This is a genomic window from Rania fehmarnensis, from assembly GCF_056494185.1.
Genome location: NZ_CM151398.1, coordinates 8725849 through 8748217 on the forward strand (window position 1 = coordinate 8725849; position 22369 = coordinate 8748217).

Here is a 22369-nt window from a genome sequence, read left to right on the forward strand (position 1 = left end):
TGTCATACGATGATCCCTGATGCAAGTCAACCAGACCATGATCGCATTGAATCGATCCTCATAGCTGCGTTGGATATCGTCAACGAAGCCAGTAGGCAGAAGTATGTGCAGCAAGCCTGCGGCAACGATTTGGCACTGAAGGCTCAAGTCGAAGAGCTGATCGAAAATCATTTGCAGGCTGGCAGTTTTCTCGGGCCGTATGATCATCCTCAGCCCAGCTCCGATCGCATTGAAGATTTTCCAGACTCACAGATCGGACCATATCGGTTGCTCAAAAGAGTCGGCCAAGGCGGCATGGGAGTCGTCTTCTTGGCTGAACAATTGACACCTTTCCAACGCCAGGTGGCCGTGAAAGTCATCCGGGCTGGTATGGACTCTGCGCAAGTCGTCGCCCGCTTCGAACAAGAACGTCAGGCGCTGGCCTTGATGAATCATCCGCATATCGCGCGGGTTATCGATGGTGGACTAACCCCCGATGGACGGCCTTACTTCGCGATGGAGCTAATCGAGGGTTTGCCCATCACCCAGTACTGCGACAAGCATCAACTGACGCCGCGTGAGCGCCTGGAGCTATTCCTGCCAGTCTGCCAGGCAATTCAACATGCTCATCAGAAAGGCATTATTCATCGCGACCTAAAACCGTCCAACGTGCTGGTCACCGAAACCGAGGGTAAACCGTGCGCTAAAGTCATTGATTTCGGGGTAGCCAAGGCAGTTGGTAATCTATTCTCCAGCGCGACGGTCGATACGCATCTGGGTGCCATCATTGGTACGTTGGAATATATGAGCCCAGAGCAGGCAGTCCCGGATCGAGAGGATATCGATACGCGCAGCGACATCTATTGCTTGGGCGTACTACTGTTCGAACTGCTGACGGGCACGACGCCCTTGCAACGTCAAACGTTGAAAGACGCTGCCATGCACGAACTGCTGCGTTTTATCTGCGAAGAAGAAACGCCCAAGCCCAGCGATCGACTATCAGCTATCCACGATCTAACAACCATTGCTGCGAGCCGCGGCGTAGAACCCAAAGCCCTCGAGCATGTAGTTAAGGGGGACCTGGATTGGATTGTGATGAAGTGCTTGGAGAAAGATCGTAATCGTCGATATGCCTCGGCCAGCGCGGTCGCTCGAGATATCGAGAGGTTTCTAAGCAGCGAACCCATCGAGGCTGGACCACCTGGCGCTGCTTATCGCGCGCGAAAATTCCTGTGGCGCTATCGGTGGGCAATGACGGTGGCCACGTTGTTGTTGCTAACGTTGGTCGGCGGTATCGTCGGCACGACGATCGGCATGATTCAAGCCGCCCGAGGTCAGGCCGCCGCACGCGATGCGTTGGCAGTCTCGGAGAAGCAGCGTGATCGAGCCGAGCGGCACTATCAACGGGCTATATCCGCGGTCGATCGACTCTTGACGCATGTCGGCGAAGTTCGACTGGAGTCCGTTCCGCTGATGGACCAGACTCGCCTGCGACTTCTGCAAGATGCCTTGGACTTCTATCGTGAAATGTTGCAAGAGGAAAGTGATGACCCTGTCGCGCGCCGCGAACTTGGCTTGGCCTGGCGCAGGGTTGGAGATCTGCAAAGCAGGTTAGCAGACAAACAAGCAGAAGCGTCCTTTAGGCGAGCCATCGAGATCCATCAAGAGCTACTAAATGAACGCCCGGATGACGTCCAAACCCATCACGATTACCTCAAGAGTCAAAGGTATCTTGGCTTTGAACTCTACCGCTCGGGTCGTCTGCCCGAAGCCGAACAAGTAGCCACGGAGGTATTGGACCGTCAGCATTTCAGTACCCAGGAAGCTGTTTCGGAACAGGCCCTGCTGCTCTATCTGCAAGGCTGCCTTCGCTCTGCAACGCGCAGATCAGATGAAGCGATTGCGGCGTTCAAGCAAGCCCTAGAGTTAACAGATGACTTATTGCGAAGTGCCCCCTCTCAATCCGAATACCAGTTGAGTCGAGCGAACATTCTTAATCGCTTGGGCAGTGAATACCGTGTGCGGCGAAGTTGGGAGGAAGCCGAGAAATGCTATGAAGATTGCCGCTCCGCCATGGATCAGCTCCTGACGATCGACCCGGAAAATACCGCAGCCAAATTTCGTTTAGCAGCGATAACAAGTAACCTGGGCTTGCTATACGCTAATCGGGATCGCCCAGCCGACGCCGTGGCCGCCAACGAGAAAGCGATTTCGCTCTTCTCGGCTCTAGACCGCGATCACCCCGGATTGCCCGACTACAAATGGCTCATGTCAAGAACCCTCAACAATGTAGCGCTCTTTCACTCTCGTAGCGGAGATCCAGCGCGAGCGGCTGCCGACAACGAAAAAGTTGTTGCTATCTTCAAAGAGCTAATGACCAAATTTCCACACAGGCTCGATTTTATGGAGAGCTATGCCAGTAGCTGTGGGAATCAAGGAAAATACCTGGGCGAACTCGATCGCCACGAAGAGTCCATCAGCTGGAATACGAAAGCCATCGAAGGCACCGAACAGCGGTTGGCTATCGAACCAAACCATACCGAATGCCGTTTAATACTTCACAGCAATTTGATTGGGAGAGCAGGATCGTATCGACGATTGGGAAATTTGGAGTTGGCCAATCAAGACTATCGTCGCTCCTTGGAATTGAGCCAAGGCGAAAGCCATGCTGATTACGTCAATTTTCGTCCACGAGCCCTGGCGTTTGTGGGCGAGCACCAACAAGCCGCTGCGGCTGCCAACGCGATCGTGTCCAGTCCCACGGCCACAGCCTTCAACTTTAGCGAGATGGCCAAGGTCCACGCGACCTGCGCCCAGGCCGTCGGCCAAGATGCCAGCCTTGATGAACAGCAGCGACGCGAGCTATCCGAACACTATGCCGCGCGTTGTGTCGAACTTCTGTCGCAAGCCGCAACCAAAGGACGGTTTCCGACCCTCGAGCACGTGTCCGACTTGGAGGCTGACGATCGACTTACCCACATCAAAGACCGCGAAGATTTCAAACAGCTTGTCAGCGACCTGGAACTCAAACTACAAGCTCCGCAGTAGCCGGCAGCTCAGCAGATGGACGTGTCGCCGCGCTTAATTCTGCTGTGAATCCGATGTCGACCCTCATCAGGCTTTAGCCAAGCGTCAAAAATAGTCCCACTTCAGTGAGCCTTCTGTCGGGGCATTCTCGCATTAAACTTTGCCTACAAACCAGTAAGCAGGTGGGATGCATCCACGATGCTTAGGTAGTGATTATTTAATAGGTGGATGAATTTACCAATGCACACTGTCCCACCCCTTTGCATGGCGAACCGAAATGGTGTCGCAGCCAAACGAAAAAGTCCTTATCAAGACAGTTTGCGCCGACGCAGCGGCCTGGGGTTCGAGCAACTCGAAGCTCGCCAGCTCTTGGCTACCGATCTCGAACTGGTGCGCGATATCAATACGAACACTGCCTCATTTCGTCTAGATGACCACGCGACTACCGGTCCACTAACCTATTTCGGCGGTGGTACGCCCGGTCGCAACGGTTTATGGAAAACCGATGGTACCGATGTCGGCACTGTTCTTGTTCGCGATTTCTCTGCCTCTCACTATGCAGGTCTGTACAACTTTACCTTGGTAAACAACGTTTTGTTCTTCACGCTACAGGGCGCCGAGGGTAGTGAGTTATGGAAAAGCAATGGCACAGCAGCCGGAACCGTTGTGGTGAAGGATATTGAATTTGGGCGAGACGGCTCGGAGCCGTATGAACTGGTGAACGTAGCCGGCACCCTCTATTTTCGAGCGACTACTTCCAGCCATGGGTCCGAGTTGTGGAAGAGCGATGGAACTGCGGCTGGTACCGTCATCGTTCGCGACTTGGCGCGCGGGACCACCTCGTCGAATCCGCAGTACCTGACCGCGGTCGGCAACACGCTTTACTTCACAGCCGCCACCACCACCAGCGGCCGTGAATTGTTCAAGAGCGATGGTACCGCCGCGGGCACGGTTATCGTCCGCGATATTCAACCCGGCTGGGCATCGTCTTCGCCAAGAAGTTTAATCAACGTCAACGGTACGTTGTTCTTCACTGCCAAAACAATCAGCCACGGATATGAACTATGGAAAAGCAACGGCAACAGCGCGACTACGAATCTGGTAAAGAACATCGCGCCAGGCACGGCCAGTTCCTTCATTTCCTATATGGCTGCTGTCGGTAGTACTCTCTATTTCTCAGCTGAAAACGGCGTTACCGGCGACGAGCTTTGGAAAAGCAACGGCACTTCGGCCGGTACGGTCTTGGTGAAGGATATCCAACCGGGTTCGCAGGGGTCCAATCCTAGTGAATTAGTGGCGATGGGCGGTCTATTGTATTTCACAGCTGTTGGTCCCACTGGTCGTGAATTGTGGCGCAGCAACGGTACCACGACCGGAACCATACTTATCAAGGACATCCGGCCAGGTGTCTATGGCAGTTACATTTCCAAGCTGCACGTGGTGGGTACATCGGTTTACTTTCGCGCCAACGATGGTGTACACGGCAATGAACTATGGCGCAGCTCCGGTAGCGCAGCCGGAACCGTATTAGTCAAAGATTTCATTCCGGGCATCCAAGGTTCCTTCCCGGCGAACACCTCTGGACGGCCCGCATCAGTAGCGGGCAAACTGCTCTTAACCGCTCAGTCCGATGCCGTTGATCAACCTACGCGATTATGGTTCAGCAGCGGTAACGCCGCCGGTACGACCATTGTTAGTACGGTGGGTACTGAAACAGCCGCGGGTTTCGTCAACGCCATTAATAGGCCTGGGCTGGTAAACGTAAATGGCACTTACTATTTTGTGGGCAAAGGCCCTGACGCTTCTAGCAGCGGTCTTTGGAAAACCGATGGCAACCCAGGTGGCACATCCTTGGTCAAAGCATTCGTCCTGGGCGATTACCTGATCAACGTTACGAATCTAACCAATGTTAATGGCACGTTGTTCTTTGCAGCCTGGGATGCCACTCGCGGCGTCGAACTTTGGAAAAGTGACGAGACAGCGGCTGGAACCGTGTTGGTCAAAGATATCAGTCCAGGTTCGCAGTCCTCCCATCCGCGTAACTTGGTTGCTGTGGGCAGCACTCTCTATTTTTCTGCTTTCACAGATACCCATAATTCGGAATTGTGGAAAACGAATGGCACCAGCGCCGGAACTGTGCTCGTCAAAGATATCCGTCCGGGTAGTTCGGGATCGAATCCCACTCAACTCTTGGCCATTGATTCGACGGTTTATTTCACTGCTGATGACGGCGTCTGGGGCAACGAGTTATGGAAGAGCGACGGCACAGCCAGCGGAACGGTATTGGTAAGAGATATTCTATCCGGGCCGAGCTCATCGAATCCCGCGAGCTTCGCTCAACTGGGATCGACACTCTATTTTACTGCTAACGATGGTATGCATGGCACTGAACTCTGGACGTCCAGTGGACGTGCGTTAGAAACTTTCATGGTGGCCGATATTAACCCCGGCACACCGAGTTCGAATCCATCGGATCTAACTGGCATCGACAACACGCTTTATTTTGTTGCCTCTAGTCCAAGCAACGGTCGCGAGTTGTGGAAATCGTTAGGTACTGCAGCTTCAACGGCTCTGGTGAAGGATATCAACCCAGGGCTGGACAGTTCCGAACCTCAAGAATTAACCAACGTCAGCGGCAAGTTGTTTTTCAGCGCAATCAGCAACACCTTGGGCGTTGAACTCTGGCGCAGCGATGGCACAGCTGGCGGTACAGTGCTAGTAAGAGACTTGTTTCCAGGTTTAGGCAGCAGCATTCCAAGGTCGCTGGCAAACATCGGTGGACGTCTGTTTTTCTCCGCGAACGATGGTGTAGTGGGTGATGAACTCTGGAGCACCAACGGGACATTCAACGGTACTGTCTTGGAAGCTGATATCCATCCTGGCATCGGCAGTTCGAAGCCAAAGGAGATAGTCTCGCGTTCCGGGCGTTTGATCCTGATAGCGGCTGGACGCACCGTCGGTCGCGAACTCTTCGCTCAAGTCCTGCCGGCTTTGGGACAACTTGGACTACACGCGGAAGGCGAGTCGATGCCGCCGGCTGACGCCACTGACGCCGCTCTAGCTTATTTTTCGTTAGAAGAGTTCATGAATTTGACCGCGAAACGAAAACCGTCCGCGGCCGGTAATGCCGGCTGCAAGTGAGTAACCCTGTCGCTAGCCCCTAACATTCTCGCTGGAGAATCGAATATGACTCGAACAACATCTCGCCCAATTCGTCGTTCGTGCAGACGCAAACTTGGTATGGGAGTGGAGCAGCTGGAAGTTCGCGCTCTGTGCGCTGCTGGTACCTTTGCAGGTGTTCCCGACGTTGTCGGGCAGTTTGTTAGTATACAGTCACATGCGGATGCGTTGGCCTTTACCTTGCCCGACACCAACGGCGCTCCCGATTCGAGCGACTCCTTTATCAATCCCAATCACTATCAAGGGATCACGCGATACCCCGGGCCAGGTGCGGCAACTTTTTATGTTACTCAGCAGAATGGTTCCGGTGGCTATGTGCTGGTGACGACCATGTCCACACGCCCGACCGATGGCGAGAGACTGGGTTCCAATTTGCAGCGATTGGGTGTGGACACAGAAGATGCTGTACCGTCGGTGGCAGACAGCTGGCGCCGCTCGATACGCTTCGATGGCTCATGGGCCGTGGATGGCAAAGTCTTACGTGGCTATGAGCATCCCGGTGGTATGGCTATCGTTGATAATATCTTGATGGTGGTAATGGATACGCCTACCAGCTCCAATCCGGGGCTGGCCGGTGGAGTCGGCGCGATTGTGTTATTCGATCTGGGTAGCGATGGCTACCGCCGAGTCACGCCACTGCCGATTCAAGTGTTGCCACTTTCGCATAAAGCTGACAACCTGGCAGTCATCAAAGACAAAGGCAACTATTTGATCTACGTCAACGGCGATGGCGGATCACAAGTTTACACCTATCGCACCAACACTGCCGATCTCCGCTCCAATGCCTTGTCGATCAGGCAGTTGAATCGGTTCAATCCATCTTCGTCGTCGCAACATGTCGGTCCAAGCTGGCCGACGGGAACCGGGGCACACCAAAGCTCAACGTTTATTCGTCAGAGCACAAGCAGCCAGCCGCGCGACACTGATCCGCTGTTCCTGGTGGCCACTCGTCTCGATCCATTCGCTTTAGAAACTTTGCATGGCACTGACTATGCAGACCTGTACAGAGTCACTTTTAATGCTATGGGTCAGATGAAGTTAACGTGGTCACGCACCATTCAAGTTACGCTGCGTTATGACGGAGCTGGAACGCTGGGCAACTTTGCTGCCGCCGGAGGCGCATACATAACGCCTAGTGGTGAACTGATGCTGTACGCTACACCCCATAGCGATGTCGACACATCCATAGGTGTTGACAATGTCCGCATCGCAGAAATGGGACATCGCTACGGCGTGCGCAACAATAGCCCCTTATTGAATCCGTCCGTTTCCACCGCCAGTACATACCAGGTACAAGAAGGTGGCACCGTACAACTCGTCGCGCAAGGCAAGCCGGCTGTCGGACCTTGGGTGGAACTATTCGATGACGTCAACTTTGGTGATCGGAGCATCAAAGTTAACTACCGCGATCGCGCTCTTTTTGAACTATCGAACTTTAACAATCTCGATGGTTTCAATGACAAGACCAGCTCGGTCCGCTGGCGTTTGCCAGTAGGCATGAGCGTGGAGCTGTTTGATGATGACAATTACAGCGACACACGCAAAGTACTAGTTGGAAATGGTTCTGTACAGCAGATCTCTAACCTGGGTGGCTTCGGCGACAAAGTTTCCTCCTTGCGCTTCGTCGGCGTCGATCGCGCTAATGCCCTAACATACGCTTGGGATTTGGATGGCGATGGAGTGTTTGGAGAGTCGGGAACTGGTGCTAGTCGGGGCAATGAGAATACCAGAACACCACTCTTCAATGCCGGAACCCTGGATGGTCCCAGTAACGTTAACGTGGCGGTGCGAGTCACTGATGGTACTGGCCGCTCGTCGCTGGCTAGCACGACCATTCGCGTTTTGAACACGCCTCCCACCGTGGCGATAACTGGACCAACTTCCGCCAACGCTGGGGTCCCTCTAGTGTTCACCATATCCGCCACCGATCCCTCGTCGGCTGATCGCTCCGCCAAATTTACGTACTTCGTCGATTACGGTGATGGGACCACGGCCGAGTTACGACCAAGCCCTACCGCCATAACTCCCGCGGTGGCTGTCAGTCATACCTATTCGCGGAATGGCCTGTACTTGATCCGGGTACGAGCTGTGGATAAAGATGGTGCATCCAGCCTGGTAACCAACCTGCAAGTTGCGATCGGTCCGGTCTTCAACGAATAAGACCGTCGTAGGACGGGTCTCCAGGCCCGTCCGATCCGTAGGACGGGTCTCCAGGCCCGTCCAATCCGTAGGACGGGTCTCCAGGCCCGTCCGATCCGTAGGACGGGAATCCCGAATGGGAAGCCATCGGTTGGAAGTTTGAATCGTAGAACGGGTCTCCAGGCCCGTTCATGCCCCAACTCGGGCTTGTCATTGTTGATGGCGGACGGGCCTGGAGACCCGTCCTACATGCATCCCCATCGTGGACGGGCCTGGAGACCCGTCCTACGTTAAAGCTTGCGATCTAACTCGCCGCCCAACAGCCAGCAACCATGACCAGCAACTTTTTTAGCGATTTACTGTCGAACCTGCCAGAAGAACTTTTCGTTGCGCTGCTGGACTCTATCAACATTCCCGCACACCAAAAGCATCGAGTGGAATGGACCACACCAGATGAGCCGACAGTATGGCTGGCTGTCTATTACGGGGACGCGCAGGGACGTAGCTGAGATGACATCCGATATCAACTATCTGCGAGTTGAGTTACCAGACGAAGAGACGGCCATTGAAGTCCACCTGCGCCCAAGATTTGGAAGCGAAAGAAGTAACGTCACCTTTTGCTCCGCCAAAGGAAGCTGCCTTTCGCGGAGCGAAAGGAGACTATCTCGCACTTCCTAGGCGGTTGCAAACCCATCGGCCAAGTGATAGAAAGCACACGCTTTATACTGCTTGGCCCCTCACTGTCTGCCCGAACAATGTCTCAACAAAATCTATTTCGACGGTGTGTGCAGTTTGGCACATGCTGCTTCTGCTTGTTTCTTGTAGCGACTGGCCCGTTTGCCGGGGCAGTCGAGCGTTTCGTGGGTCCTCAGGGGTCAAATCAAAACAGTGGACTTACCAAAACCAGTCCTTGGAAAACTTTGGCGCATGCTTTTGGAAATTTGAATCCCGGTGATGTGCTGACCGTGCTGCCTGGTGACTACATCTTGAGAAATGACCCGGGCCACACCAACGGCCGCATCAATATCCATCGCTTCGGTGGCGTCACCATTCAAGGCAACGACAATGCGTGGACTACGATACGAGCGGAAACACCTGGCACGGTGAACATAACTGGACACATCATTTTTCAAGGTTCCTACATCCGTCTACAAGATCTGACTATCATTGGCGACAGCCAGAATGATGAGCCGGGAATCCTGGGATTTGACGCACACCATATCGACATCCTGTACTGCGAAGTATCGGACTGCCGTGGTGGTGGTATCCATTTAGCCCATTCGGACTCGCTGCGTTTGATCGGCAATTCAACCCATCACAATGCCGCGCAGAATCCAGCTCAACATAGCGGCATCTCGATCTACCAACCGATTCGTTATCCGGATGCCGAACAGCGTTACTGGAACATCTATCTTGGACACAACTACAGTTATGCCAATTACAATGGAGTCATGGGTACGCTGGGAATCACCGATGGCAATGGGATCATTTTAGACGACAGCAAGTACACTCAAGTTGGTTCACTCAGCGACGCGCATCGTCAGCGAATTGCTGGAGCGACTCGGTATCCAGGTCGGACTCTGATCGAAGGCAATATGTGCAACTACAATGGTGGCAGCGGTGTTCAGATTCACCAGTCCGCGGGCGCTACGGTCAAGAACAACACCTGCGTTGGCAACCGTCTTTTTGCATTCCTAACCAATTGGCACTACTTGAATCAGGGCCAGGTCGCGCTGACGCACTCGGTCGACAATCACGTCCTCAATAACGTGCTCGTCTCCGATACGGTGGTTCATGCTTTTGGATATGGCGGTGCGCCCTACGCAGCCTCGGACTACGATGGTGGCAACAACTTCTGGGAAGCCAACTTGCTGTATACAAAAGTGGCCGGTTCGATCCTGACCGACAATCCCGTTACCAGGAATCGAGCCATTATCGGCAATCCGCGGTTTGCCAACGAAGCTGCTTACGACTATCGTTCACTCTCGGGCCGAGGTCGGGGTGTACCCTGGACAGGCCATGTGTACTACGACATCTTCGGTACCATGGTTCCATCAGGCGGACGGAACGATTTGGGCGCCATCCAAAATCCATAAGCACAGAAGTTGATCGACGCTGTACCCTTTGGAGGTCAGACGATTAAAATACGTACTGACGGGAGCGAGAGCATGAGCTTGACATCGACCGAACCTGATCCGAACCGCGATTGCTTGGGAATCCCCTTGACTGTAATGCGATTGAGCGAGTCTTTCGATGAGGTGGTAGCGTCGAATCCTCATTTGCGAATGGAGCAGAACGCGACAGGCGAGATTGTCATCATGACTCCTACAGGCGGTGAAAGCGGCTCAAGAAACGCGGAGTTGACGTATCAATTGAAGCAATGGGTGAAACACAATGGAGGCATCGTCTTTGATTCTTCAACCCTATTCTGCCTACCCAATGGAGCCAAACGTTCGCCCGATGTGTCGTGGATCTCGACCGTACGCTGGACTAGGCTTTCGAAAGAAGATCGCAAACGTTATCCGCCGATTTGTCCGGACTTCGTAGTTGAATTGCGATCGGAAACTGACCGCTTGACCGACTTGACTTCCAAAATGCAAGAATACCTCGACAACGGAGCGCAGTTGGGCTGGCTCATCGATCCCCTGACCAAACAAGTTCACGTCTACCGGCCATTGAAAGATGTTCAAGTACTCAGAGATGCGGACATGATTTCAGCCGATCCAAATCTGCCAAGCTTTATTCTGGACCTCCGTCCGATCTGGGCGGACGCATAGTAGGTCACTGAGAGAAAATGTCACCAAGAGAAATCATGAATAACAAAGAACGTCAGACACGACTTATTGGAACGCTGGTGCTGCTAGGTATCTTGTTCGTGGCTAGCAAGTTTTACTTTAGAAAGGTTGATGACAACTCGTTTACCATTGCTTCACCCGCCAATGGAACGCCTGTACAAGCACAGGAAGAGGAATTGCCACCGGCTTCTACTGAGCCAGTCGTGGTGACTGAAGCGCTGCTGCAGGGAACATGGAAAGCCAAATCGTTAATAATAAACGGCAAGTCCCCGCCAACGTCGATGGTCAATGCATCGTCGTTGAAGATTGCCGGAACGACTTACGATGCAGACTTCGCTGGCAATTCAGATCACGGGAGCTTTGCAGTCGATCTCAGCGTGGTCCCTCATCAGATGAAGATCGACATTTCCGAGGGAACCAACGCCGGCCAGACCCTGTTCGCCATCTTCGAGATGCCCAACGCATCGACCTTGCGCATCAGCTACATCACTTCCGCCACCACCTATCCGACAACCTTCGAGCCCGAAGACCCCACCGGCTATTTCACCGCCTTGTACATTCGACAGCCATGATCTATTTTTTTGACGCTTCTATGTTAATGCGAATTAAGTCGCTTACCTCGGCCTGGTGCAGCATACCTGTTACTTCGTCAATCATGAAAATTGATTGATCAGTGGCAAAGCAAACAGCTTCCACTTGATCGCCTTTGTAAGGTGCCCAGACTTCATTGTCAGCTGCAATATCATGGCTAGAACGGACAGTTGCATGGTCCTTAAGCACGAGCGGATGACCCTTGAAGGCTACTTGCCCTATAATCGCCGAATGTTATTCAGTCGATCTTGCACACCGCTTCCACGGGGTACCGCTGGTGATTCGCAAAGCTCTAGCCAGAATTTTGATCGGTACCGGCATGTTGGTGATGGTGGCGTTCATCTTTTTGCTGAAGCACCGCACATGGCCAGAGCAAGTCGGGCTGGCTGTCCTTTATCTCGTTCTGCAGATTCTCCTCTACGACTTTTGGCGTCGGATCTCAAGCCGCACACAGTGCCCGCAATGCTCAAGCCCCGGGGCTAGACTGAGCTACGATGAGAATCGGGAAGAATATTTGACCTGCGCAGCATGTGGCCTACACCAAGCCACCGGTATTTCGCAACCGAACGACTAAACACGTCGACAAGTCCAATTCGGAATTAGGGCACTGCTGCCTGTGACGGGTTGCTCGTTAGCCCATGAGCCATCTCAGGGTGCTTTGATACTTCGGTTTGATTTGCCTGGTCAACAGCAGCCCGAATATCAACCGCTTCGTTTTAAGCACTGGCTATGCTGCGCATTGCCAGTGCCACCCAAAACCCTAAACAGCGGCACGGCGGTTGCATTGTCACCTGTCCATTGACTTATGTGACCTTGATGATCTCAGCCGGAACAAACGATAGCGTGCGGATTCAGGGTGCTGTGGTGACTCGTACTCGATTGCTTAGGAAGTAAGACTATGTTGGGGTTTTTCTGGTGGATCATTGTTGGTCTGGTGGCTGGCCTCTTGGCTCGTTTGATGGTGCCAGGGCGTCAACCAATGGGCTGGCTGTTGACAATTGGCCTTGGGTTAGTGGGATCAGTCGTTGGAGGATTGATCTCATCGGCCATGTTTGGTACAGATCCTCAGGACACCGGAATTCAAACGTCTGGCTTGGTAATGTCGACGGTCGGTGCGGTGATTGTTCTGGCCCTTTATCTCATGTATGCCAAACGCAATCAACACGACCAAGTTGTCTGAGGAAGTACGCGGTCACGTCCAATTCGCATGTCCCGGGAGCCCATTACGTCCTGAGAATTGGTACGCCGACACGCCCGACCCAGGACATACTTTACACGTAAAGTAGTTTATTTGTGCTGCAAATCAGACTCAGGCAGCGGGACCGACAGGCTTCGAGACCAACACTACTACCGAGTGCGATTTTATTAGGATGGTCTCGCTGTCGACTTCGAGCATTTGTGACGCTTCGTGAATATCATCTGGGCTGCTGCGGCTGGTATCAATCGCCACGCGCCAGTAGTTCGTTTCGAAATGTTGTATCCTGAAGAGCTTGTCTGTTGGCTCGGAATTGACCATGACATACAAGTTCTCGTCGATCTGCGAACGTCCGTCGAGGAAGAAGGCAAAGTGCTGGGAGGAGAATGAAAAGTCAACTTCGGGGCCAGTTCCGTACCAACGCACGTCATCTCGCCAAAATCGGCTCCGCGAGAGCGTGGGGTGGGATTTGCGGAACGCAACCATCATCCGGAAGAAGCGAAAGAAGTCTTTGTGCGTTTCCAACCGTTCCCAATCCATCCAGGTCAGTTCGTTGTCTTGGTTGTATGGATTATTGTTTCCGCGTTGAGTGGCCAAAATCTCGTCACCCGCGCGTATCATGGGAGTGCCATTGGACAGCAACAGCAGACAACAGAAGTTCTTGGCTTGTTGGAGCCTCAACCGCATAACGTTGGGCGGTACATCGATATCGCCTTCCCAGCCACAGTTCCAACTGTTATTGTCACGATGTCCGTCTTGGTTTTGCTCGCCGTTGGCCCAGTTGTAGCGTTCGTTGTACGAAACCTGATCGTAGAGCGTAAAGCCGTCGTGGGAGCTAAAGTAGTTGATACTCTGATGAGGATGGCACGCATCTAACAATGTGTCTGGAAATAGGTCATCGCTTCCATAAATTCTCTGAATGGCCGCCCCAACCAGGCCCTGGTCGCCTTTGACAAAACGTCGCACTTCGTCACGGTAGCGACCATTCCATTGCAACCAACGCTTGCCTGGAAAAGCACGCCCCAGTTCATCAAGCCCGTCGGCATCCCATGGCTCGGCAATTAAACGTATCGACGCCAGCACCGCGTCGGCACGGATCGCACCAACCAGGCGTGAATCGTCCGACGACATGTGACCATCCTGGTGCCGATTAAAGACGGATGCTAAATCGAATCTGAATCCATCGATGTGATACCCTTGAACCCAGGTTCGCATACTTTCCAGGATCATTCGCCCGACATGACGATTCTTCGTATGCAACGTGTTGCCAGTACCAGAGTAATTCGCGTACGGCCGCGACGGATCACCGGTCAGTATGTAGTAACTGCTGTTGTCGATACCCTTGAAGCTATAACAAGGTCCGTGCGTATCGCCTTCGGCAGTATGATTGAAGACTACATCCAGCAGAACTTCGATCCCAGCCGCATGTAGCGCCTTGACCATCGTACGAAACTCACTGGCGGCATTTTGAGGATCGCTGGCGTACTGAGCATGCGGCGCGAAAAAGTTCAGCGGCATGTATCCCCAGTAGTTGCCCTCTTGCGGTCAAACTGAAAAACCGGTAACAACTCGACAGCCGTAACTCCCAGTTCTTGTAAGTAGGGTATCTTGTCGATCACACCCAGGTAGGTTCCCCTGCGACATTCTGGCACTCCGCTGTTTGGATTCTGGGTAAAACCTCGCACATGCATTTCGTAGATCAGCAAATCATGCTCATGGAAGGGCGGACGATCATCTCCCCAGTCAAAGCGCGGTAATCCGTCAGTCAGTACACCTAACGGAGCTTTGCCTATGTTCGACCCGGGACTGATGGCGGCCTGGCGATCGAATTGCGGTGGGAAGTAGATCTTGGTTGCGTAGGGATCGAGCAATAGTTTTTCCCGATCGAAAGCATGCCCATCAAACGCTGCTCCAGCGCTGGGACCATCGATCTGGTAGGCATAGTAGCCAGCGCCATGCAAAGCATCTTCTGGGACTCGACAATGCCAAATGCGGCCAGATTTGTTGGTCAAGTAGTTGAGTTCCAAACGTACCGCAGGCGTGCTTAGGTCATCTTCGCGAAAGAGCAGCAGAGACACAGATGTGGCATGTTTGGAATAAAGAGCGAAGTTGAAGGCTCTCTCTTCCGGCAGCCAGGTTGCGCCTAGTGGCGCAGCGCTTCCCTCTGTCTCAAGCCAGGTGCGCCTTGTCTTGCCAATCTGCAGATTGTTTGCCGCCGGCAACGCAGCCGTCGGGGGCAAGTTGGCCGGGAACACTCGTTCATCCGTTTTGATGCGTACGTTCATGTGAGCACTCGGACGCGTATGAATTGGAGATGTAGCCATTTTTGATTTGGATGGTGAGCAACCGCAAGCAAAAAATTCTAACTTCGTCGAACTTTAACGACGTAAGGAGTAGCAGCGTGTGGCACGATTTGTTCTGATTGACAACTGCTTACATGGAGACTCTATTGTGAGCACTATCTGCGACGCCAACCCCTTCGCAACCCAAACTGACCTATCGAGCGGCAATTCGAGACCGTTTTTCTAGAGAGGCTTTGTATGGCGAAGTTTAGTCTGGATCAATATGCGATCACGGTAGCTGACGTGCGCCGAAATCCATCACCTGCAAGTTTGTACCAAGAGGCGCTTACTGGTCCCCGTGTTCAGGTAGCAGTGTGAATCGATTTCTTGCTGCAGCCAGTGAGTCAATGGGAACGGTCACCTTCGCGATTGTAGTCATCGCGCTCGTGGCCACAGTTGGACTCATCATCGGTGGAGCGCGTTTTCGAGGCATTGGACTCGGAAGTGGCGGTGTGCTGTTCGCGGGCATCCTGTTCAGCTACTGCGGCGTTGTCATCGATGCCCAAATCTCACAATTCGTAAAGGAATTTGGCCTCATTCTGTTTGTGTTCACGACTATCCGTCTGGGGTTAGCAGGCGGGCCATTACTGGCAGCCATTGTGTTAAGTCTGGTGGGAAACATTGGCAGCCTGGTTTGGTACATTCCTTCCTCTGCCAATCGCGCGCTGAGGGATTTGGGAATCATTCTCTTTCTGTCTTGCACGGGACTAGCAACAGGCGTTGCCTTTTTCAACGCTGTCGTCAGTCTCGATGGTGTAAAGTGGATGGTGGCGGGATATTTTGTGACGGTCATTCCTCTCTTAACCACAGGCATCATCGCCAGGCTGTGGTGGAAGCAAAGCTATTTGGTTATGTGTGGCGTGATTGCAGGCAGTATGACTGATCCACCGGCGCTGGCCTTTGCGAACTCGTTGGCGGAATCAGAAGCAAGTTCTACGGCATACGCGGCGGTGTATCCGTTAACTATGATCTTGAGAATCGTGGCGGCTCAAGCTCTTGTGTTATTGTTGGGCTAAACACCGGGACATGAATCTTTCGATAGAAGCTACGGTTACATATGAAACACGGATACTTCCAACGTCAGTTACCTGCGCAGCTGGCCGATCTGGCCGAACTGGCCATGGACCTTCGCTGGAATAACTGTCCAGCGGCCCGCCATCTTTGGAAGCGATTTGATCCGGCGATGTGGGACCACACCGAAAACCCATTGCTGGTGTTGCAGTCTGCGCATCAAAGCCAGATCGACGCTGCCTCCAAAGATGAATCGTTATTGGAAGCCCTGTCTGCGTGGAGAAAGGAAGTCAACGAATACTACAGCACCGAGCCCGAGTTCAGTTCGCTTGATCCGGGCAAGAAGCTGAAACTGGTCGCTTATTTCAGCATGGAGTTCGGTTTGGCCGAGTCGCTGCCCATCTATTCGGGCGGCTTGGGAATGTTGGCCGGTGATCACTTAAAGACTGCCAGCGACTTAGGTGTACCTCTCATCGGAATTGGATTGCTCTATCAACAGGGTTACTTTCGCCAAGAGATTGGAGAAGATGGTCAGCAGCGGGAAGCCTATCCGTATAACGATCCAGGTTCGCTGCCCGTAACACCCGTGGCCGATGCCGATGGACATTGGCTGCGAGTACGATTGCCGCTGCCAGGCCGCACACTCTATTTGCGAGTTTGGGAGGCCCATGTTGGTCGGGTGCGACTGTTCTTGTTAGATTCCAACGACGCCATGAATACGCCTCGAGACAGGGGCATCACGGCGCAGTTGTACGATGCACAGCGCGATCGGCGCTTGCTCCAAGAGATCGTGCTGGGAGTTGGCGGCTGGAGCATGATTGAGCGTCTGGGCCTGGATGTCGACGTCTGTCATCTCAATGAAGGTCATGCAGCCTTCGCTGTTTTGGCAAGAGCTGCGAGCTTCGCCAAGCACCATAACGTTCCCGTCCCGGTTGCCTTTACGGCTACTCGGGCTGGCAACGTATTTACCACTCACACGCCCGTGGAAGCGGCTTTCGATTGCTTTGATGCCAAGATGATCGCCCAGTATGCTCAACCGTTTCTTGACCAAGCAGGCTTTCCTCTGGAAGAGCTCTTGCAACTGGGACGCGCCAACCCAAGCAATCAAAGTGAACCGTTCAATATGGCCTGGTTAGCCATGCGCGGCTGTGGTCACGTGAATGCGGTGAGTCAACTGCATGGCGAAGTCAGCCGTGGACTGTTCAATGTATTGTTCCCTCGTTGGCCGCAACGCGAAGTGCCTGTCCGTGCCATTACCAATGGTGTCCATGTTCCAACTTGGGCATCGCACAAGGCGGCTATCATTTGGGGTGATGAAGATGGTCGACATCTGTGGCTTGACGGATTGAAGCACGTCAGTGATCGCATCCGCAATTTACCGGATGAGCAGTTGTGGGCGTTTCGCACAGATCAACGCCTCACGCTATTGAAATACATCGAAGCGAACTACTGTCGCTCTCCGGATGCGGCTGTCTCGGCAGCTTCGGTTGATTGTAGCCTGTTTGATCCCAATGTCCTGACGATTGGGTTCGCACGACGCTTTGCGACTTACAAGCGAGCCAATCTGATGTTATCGGATCGAGAGCGGCTGGCGCGACTGCTGTTGGACCAGCAGCGCCCCGTGCAACTGCTGGTGGCTGGCAAGGCTCACCCCAACGATGGGCTTGGCAAGGCAGTTCTACAGCAGTTAGCCCTCTTCCTGCGTAGGCCTGAATTTTGTGGTCGAGCGATTTTCCTGGAAGATTACGACATGATTCTCGCGCAACACTTGGTTGCCGGCATCGACGTGTGGTTGAACACGCCCATACGACCCAATGAAGCCTGTGGTACAAGCGGTATGAAAGTTCTCGCCAATGCGGGCTTGAACGCATCCATACTCGACGGCTGGTGGGACGAAGCAGTCGAGATCGAAAACGGTTCAACTCCTCCAGGCTGGGTAGTTGGCTCGCGCGCTTCTGGTCCGTCAGATCAATTGAATGCTGATGATGCCTCTAGTCTATTCGATGTTCTTGAACGTCAGATTATTCCCGAATTCTATGAGCGTGATCTCGATGGTATCCCGCATCGTTGGATCAGTCGCATGAAGTCCAGCATGGCCAGCCTAACGCCTCAATTTAGCGCCACCCGCATGTTGCATGAATATATCGAACAAGCGTATCTGCCGGCTGCCACCGCTTACGGCCAGCGATCCGCGGGCGACGCGGCGCTGGCTCACGAGATCCGCACTTGGACCGATCAACTTCGCGCCCACTGGCATCACATCCGGCTTGGCAAACTCAGATTTGACCAGGAGTCCGGAGTGACCCAAGCCAACATCGAATGCTGGCTCGACAACGCTCCCATCAACTCCGTGAAGGTGCAACTCTATGCCGAAGCCCACGAACATCATCACGCTGTCATCGTAGACATGCAGCGCGGCCGCGAATTACCCGGATCAGTCAACGGCTTTTTATACTCTGCCACCGTCCCAGACGATCGTCCATCAAGCGCCTTTGCCATTCGCGTAGTGCCCTATCACCCGGCCGCTATCGTACCCATTGAAAACCAATGCATACTTTGGAACGACTGAAATGACGTGATTGCAACGGCAGCTGGACTCGCCAGCGTTTTAGGAAGTTTACTCGGCCACAACTCTTCTAAGCGCATCGACGTGTCCAGGTGCTTATGTAGCAGTCTTCTGTGCCATCGCAATGCCGCTCATCGCTCCGATACGGTGGCTAGGCTCGGTCAGGGACTTACACCACTGGATAGCAGCTTCGATATCTTTTCGGGCAATGGTCGCCGCTATCTCTCGGGCTAAGATCGCGGCGCGCGGATGAGTGCCGAAGCTGGCCAACGTGGCCTTAGCACCTTCGACTCCACTGGCTTCGACACCGGGTGAACAAGCTAACTGGCTGCGGCCCAGTTCGAGCAACGCTTCACCAAGAGGAAAGCGGTCTTTCACAAAGTTGCGAATGCGACCGGTTGCCGATACAAAATCTTGGTTGTAAGCTTCGGCAATCGCGATGCGTGCCTGTATGGTGGAGACTTGTAGCCGAATTTCGTCGGCTTCGTAAACTTGTATCTCCTTGATGCCTTCGCAGGCGCGGCGATAGTGAACCTGGTAGAGGCCACCATCTCTCATCTCGGCGGCAGCCGCAGCCACGTACGCATAAGCCAGTAAATCCAGTACAGTGCGACCCCCAGATTCTGCGTTGTTGATGTTGGATCTACCAACGCGAACGGAAAGCAAAGACTGATAGGGCCGTTGGCCGCGCATCTCATGTATTCCTAGTTCACCACTACGGATTTGGGCAAGTCCGTTCAAACTCTTGAGATCGTGTGCTTCGCCGTAGATAGCCAGGGCCTGGTAAATGGATAGGTCATAGTAAAAGCCGAGCGAGCCATCGTGGCTGTCAAAGGCCATCTTACCCAGAGAGTCAGCCCTCTCTTTATTACCCGCTCGCCAAAGTAGAGCCGCACAGCGCATAGGTACGTAAGCTTTCAACCACATATTAATCTTGTTTTGTGGATGCCGAGCAGCACGATCAAGAGCGTCCACGTCGACGGTCACCTCCGTGATTACGTCTTCGAGCAGTTTGGATTTGCCACTGCCTGCAATCTCTTGTGCAATCTCGAGAGTTGTCTCCATCGATTCTTGGACATTCTCTATTTTGCCTGCCAGTTTGATAGACTCATCAACATATTTTGATGTTTCAGCACCAACTCCCGCCGCTGGCTTAGCCAACGCCATCACCAGCATGGCTCGGGTATGGTGGTCAAGGCTGGCCGACGCCGTCTCATTGACAGCTTGTTCCACCCACCACTGAGGAGCATTGGCTGCGGCGTGAGTAAAGGCTTTACGAAGCGCTGGATCGCTTTGCGGGAAGTCGGGCCAGAGCATGCTCAACACCTGAGAGTGATCACCACGTTTAATCATGCCATCAATCTCGTGACTTCGAACTTGCTGTTGAATATCTGGCAGCATGGCAATGGCCGCTTGATAACTGGCCTCTTGCTCGGCCGCATTCTTGGCTGCGTCGATACTAGCCAGTTTTTCTTGCCAGGCCTGGCCGCCGTACCGCTTTAACATGCCGGGTTCAATAGTTCGTACCAAGCCATCGAAGACGGCTTTGGTGGATTCTAATTTGAGGGCCTGTTCAGCGATGTGGCGAGCGGCGCGATAACCAGCCTTGGATTCATCGAGCTTCTGAGCCATTTGTAGGTAGTCACGTGCCTCATTGAACTTCTTCATGGCCGTTTCGGCGACCACGGCGGCGTCATACTCCCGCCGGGCCAATCTGTCAGCTTGGGCATTCAAGGCCGCCGTGCGCGCACTGCTAAGCTCATTCAGTTCGGATTTCAAATTCTCGGCGATAGTTCTGGACCGTCGCGCCAGGTTAATGGCTTCGTAATAGGTGCGACTAGCCAGCTGGTAGCCAGCCAAGGCATCCGCGAACCTGGCGTTCGAGTAATCCTTATTGGCTTGAGTAAGCAACTGTTCGGCTTTGTCCCATTCACTGCGGGCGTATTCCCGCGCGCTATTATTGTCTGCATCATAGTGGGCTCGATTGGCCAAACTCTGCGCTTCGTCAGTTCTTTGTATTAGTTGCTTGTCGACAACAGTTGATGGTGTGCTTGTTACCGGCGCGGCGGTCGGCGGATGGGCGGAAGTGGGTTGATGGGCGACCATTGTTGAGCTCTGAGGTGTAGCCGTGGCTACACCTGATCTAGATTGAGGTGTAGCCGAGGCTACACTTGGATGAGGTGCGTAGGCCGCGGCTCCAGACGTTGGAGTAACGGCAGGAGCCGTTGGCGCAGGCGGATTCGGTTGAGATGGAGTAGCCGCGCTGGGCGCTGGGCCGTTCGTGGCCACGCTTGGGTTGTTGCTGGAATGGTTGCTCGTCGTTGGGTTGCTGACCGGACCTGCCACATTGCTGCCTGGTTGCGTTCCTACCCACATGCCGCGGTTTAGCCAACCGAAGCCAAGTACCGTGAGAACCAAGGTGCAAGTAATCAGCGTATCGCGAGATTTAGCAAGACTAATGGGACCAGTAGAAGCTCCTACGCCGAAGAAGCGACTGGTTGCCACGCTGGCAGCCCGAGTAACTGTGGGCATGTCAGGTACATGAGTTATCCCAGGCACATTGGACGAAGGAGCCAGCTGCCCCAGGCAGGCTTCTTCAAGCGCGTCGATCATGGCCACGCAAGTCTTGAAACGGTCGCGAGCTTGCTTGGCCAGGCCGGTGGCCAGCACTTCGTTGGCAAGAGCTGGCAGCGACTCGATCCGCGGCGGCAGGTCGCTAAGAACACACAATCGCAATATCTGCGGATCCGACGATTCGAAAGGTAGTCGACCAGCCATCATTTCATACAGCACGACAGCCAGCGCATACTGATCCGTCCGGCCATCTTGTGGCTGCGCCTTCCATTGCTCAGGGGACATATAAGGGTAGGTGCCGCTGACGTCAAAGCTTAGTCGACTCATCCGCGATACACTACTGCGAATCTCCTCAGCCAGCCCAAAATCGACCAGCAGCGGCTTGTGGTTAACCGCCTGTATCATGATGTTTTGCGGCTTGATGTCGCGATGCACAATGCCATGCTGGTGCAAAAAGTCCAAGGCTACGGCGATGGGCCGAAGCAGGTGCAGAACCTGTGTGGGCCGAAGTGGCTGACCATTCTTCTCCGCCATGTATCGATGAACTGCCAGAGTCACTCCGTCCACAAAGTTCATCACCAGGTAGTAACCGATCTCTTCATCTTTCCCCAGATCGTAAACGGGGCAAATGTTCTCGTGGTTCAGCTGCTCGACTTTGTAGAACGACTCTTCGATTCGTTTGATCTCAAGGGCATTGCCTTGAAGCAACAAAGGCAAGAGCTTGATCACCACGTGCCGTCTGCGCACTGGATCGAAGGCTTTCCAAACTTCGCCCATTGCTCCGCCGGGTAAGCGACTTTCAATCTGGTAACGTCCTAAGAGCCGACCAGGATGTAAAACAGTTGGCGGCATCGTCGGCTTGTGCCATACGCTGTCCATGGATTCTCCCCGGGCTGTGCTCATAGTGTCACCGGACTATCGAATGAAAGTTGGGCAATCAAAGTTTGGTTGATGATGAGAACGCGCATTA

14 protein-coding genes are annotated in these 22369 nt (G+C 53.6%); 10 read left to right on the forward strand and 4 right to left on the reverse strand.

The window, feature by feature from the left end:
* Positions 1–9 precede the first annotated feature (9 nt).
* The 7 genes from SH573x_RS29470 (at position 10) to SH573x_RS29500 (ending at position 11692) form a co-directional block, all read left to right on the forward strand.
* Positions 10–3027, forward strand: coding sequence for a protein kinase domain-containing protein (locus SH573x_RS29470; RefSeq protein WP_479351715.1), 3018 nt, complete (start codon positions 10–12; stop codon positions 3025–3027).
* Between the two features lie 243 nt (positions 3028–3270).
* A complete protein-coding gene (locus SH573x_RS29475) occupies positions 3271–6147 on the forward strand; it encodes an ELWxxDGT repeat protein (RefSeq protein ID WP_479351717.1) in 2877 nt (958 codons plus the stop codon).
* Positions 6148–6192: 45 nt separating this feature from the next.
* Positions 6193–8346: a PKD domain-containing protein gene (locus SH573x_RS29480; RefSeq protein ID WP_479351719.1), complete on the forward strand. Its 2154-nt coding sequence runs from the start codon at positions 6193–6195 to the stop codon at positions 8344–8346.
* 311 nt (positions 8347–8657) lie between these two features.
* The gene (locus tag SH573x_RS29485; RefSeq protein WP_479351721.1) at positions 8658–8834 is read left to right on the forward strand and encodes a cupin domain-containing protein; all 177 of its coding nucleotides are present in this window, start codon (positions 8658–8660) and stop codon (positions 8832–8834) included.
* A gap of 411 nt (positions 8835–9245) precedes the next feature.
* Entirely contained in the window at positions 9246–10421 is a 1176-nt protein-coding gene (locus SH573x_RS29490) for a right-handed parallel beta-helix repeat-containing protein (RefSeq protein WP_479351722.1), read from the forward strand.
* Between the two features lie 72 nt (positions 10422–10493).
* The gene (locus SH573x_RS29495) at positions 10494–11102 is read left to right on the forward strand and encodes a Uma2 family endonuclease (protein WP_479351724.1); all 609 of its coding nucleotides are present in this window, start codon (positions 10494–10496) and stop codon (positions 11100–11102) included.
* Between the two features lie 35 nt (positions 11103–11137).
* Complete coding sequence (locus SH573x_RS29500; protein ID WP_479351725.1) at positions 11138–11692, forward strand: hypothetical protein; 555 nt, start codon at positions 11138–11140, stop codon at positions 11690–11692.
* Position 11693: 1 nt separating this feature from the next.
* Here the strand turns inward: SH573x_RS29500 and SH573x_RS29505 are convergent, their stop codons facing one another.
* Positions 11694–11900, reverse strand: coding sequence for a hypothetical protein (locus SH573x_RS29505; RefSeq protein ID WP_479351727.1), 207 nt, complete (start codon positions 11898–11900; stop codon positions 11694–11696).
* A 709-nt stretch (positions 11901–12609) separates the two neighbouring features.
* Between SH573x_RS29505 and SH573x_RS29510 the strand changes: the two genes are divergently transcribed.
* Positions 12610–12891 carry a GlsB/YeaQ/YmgE family stress response membrane protein gene (locus SH573x_RS29510; RefSeq protein WP_479351729.1) on the forward strand — a complete coding sequence of 94 codons (282 nt, stop codon included), beginning with the start codon at positions 12610–12612 and terminating at the stop codon, positions 12889–12891.
* Positions 12892–13020: 129 nt separating this feature from the next.
* Here SH573x_RS29510 and SH573x_RS29515 read toward each other — a convergent pair whose 3' ends face one another.
* Both SH573x_RS29515 and SH573x_RS29520 read right to left on the reverse strand, forming a co-directional pair.
* Positions 13021–14424, reverse strand: coding sequence for a hypothetical protein (locus SH573x_RS29515; RefSeq protein WP_479351731.1), 1404 nt, complete (start codon positions 14422–14424; stop codon positions 13021–13023).
* On the reverse strand, positions 14415–15230 hold the full coding sequence (locus SH573x_RS29520) for a hypothetical protein (RefSeq protein ID WP_479351733.1): 816 nt from the start codon (positions 15228–15230) through the stop codon (positions 14415–14417). The genes SH573x_RS29515 and SH573x_RS29520 overlap by 10 nt, the downstream gene beginning before the upstream one ends.
* A 332-nt stretch (positions 15231–15562) precedes the next feature.
* Between SH573x_RS29520 and SH573x_RS29525 the strand changes: the two genes are divergently transcribed.
* Positions 15563–16264, forward strand: a complete 702-nt coding sequence (locus SH573x_RS29525) for an aspartate-alanine antiporter-like transporter (RefSeq protein WP_479351735.1) — start codon at positions 15563–15565, stop codon at positions 16262–16264.
* Between the two features lie 41 nt (positions 16265–16305).
* Positions 16306–18828, forward strand: a complete 2523-nt coding sequence (gene glgP, locus SH573x_RS29530) for an alpha-glucan family phosphorylase (protein WP_479351737.1) — start codon at positions 16306–16308, stop codon at positions 18826–18828.
* A gap of 93 nt (positions 18829–18921) precedes the next feature.
* Here the strand turns inward: glgP and SH573x_RS29535 are convergent, their stop codons facing one another.
* A complete protein-coding gene (locus SH573x_RS29535) occupies positions 18922–22278 on the reverse strand; it encodes a serine/threonine protein kinase (protein WP_479351738.1) in 3357 nt (1118 codons plus the stop codon).
* Between the last annotated feature and the right edge of the window lie 91 nt (positions 22279–22369).

Bases quoted from the DNA above. Each gene is read 5' to 3' on its own strand.
- SH573x_RS29470 (WP_479351715.1), top strand. From the start codon at position 10: ATGATCCCTGATGCAAGTCAACCAGACCATGATCGCATTGAATCGATC.
- SH573x_RS29475 (WP_479351717.1), top strand. From the start codon at position 3,271: ATGGCGAACCGAAATGGTGTCGCAGCCAAACGAAAAAGTCCTTATCAA.
- SH573x_RS29480 (WP_479351719.1), top strand. From the start codon at position 6,193: ATGACTCGAACAACATCTCGCCCAATTCGTCGTTCGTGCAGACGCAAA.
- SH573x_RS29485 (WP_479351721.1), top strand. From the start codon at position 8,658: ATGACCAGCAACTTTTTTAGCGATTTACTGTCGAACCTGCCAGAAGAA.
- SH573x_RS29495 (WP_479351724.1), top strand. From the start codon at position 10,494: ATGAGCTTGACATCGACCGAACCTGATCCGAACCGCGATTGCTTGGGA.
- SH573x_RS29500 (WP_479351725.1), top strand. From the start codon at position 11,138: ATGAATAACAAAGAACGTCAGACACGACTTATTGGAACGCTGGTGCTG.
- SH573x_RS29510 (WP_479351729.1), top strand. From the start codon at position 12,610: ATGTTGGGGTTTTTCTGGTGGATCATTGTTGGTCTGGTGGCTGGCCTC.
- SH573x_RS29515 (WP_479351731.1), bottom strand. From the start codon at position 14,424: ATGCCGCTGAACTTTTTCGCGCCGCATGCTCAGTACGCCAGCGATCCT.
- SH573x_RS29520 (WP_479351733.1), bottom strand. From the start codon at position 15,230: ATGGCTACATCTCCAATTCATACGCGTCCGAGTGCTCACATGAACGTA.
- glgP (WP_479351737.1), top strand. From the start codon at position 16,306: ATGAAACACGGATACTTCCAACGTCAGTTACCTGCGCAGCTGGCCGAT.
- SH573x_RS29535 (WP_479351738.1), bottom strand. From the start codon at position 22,278: ATGGACAGCGTATGGCACAAGCCGACGATGCCGCCAACTGTTTTACAT.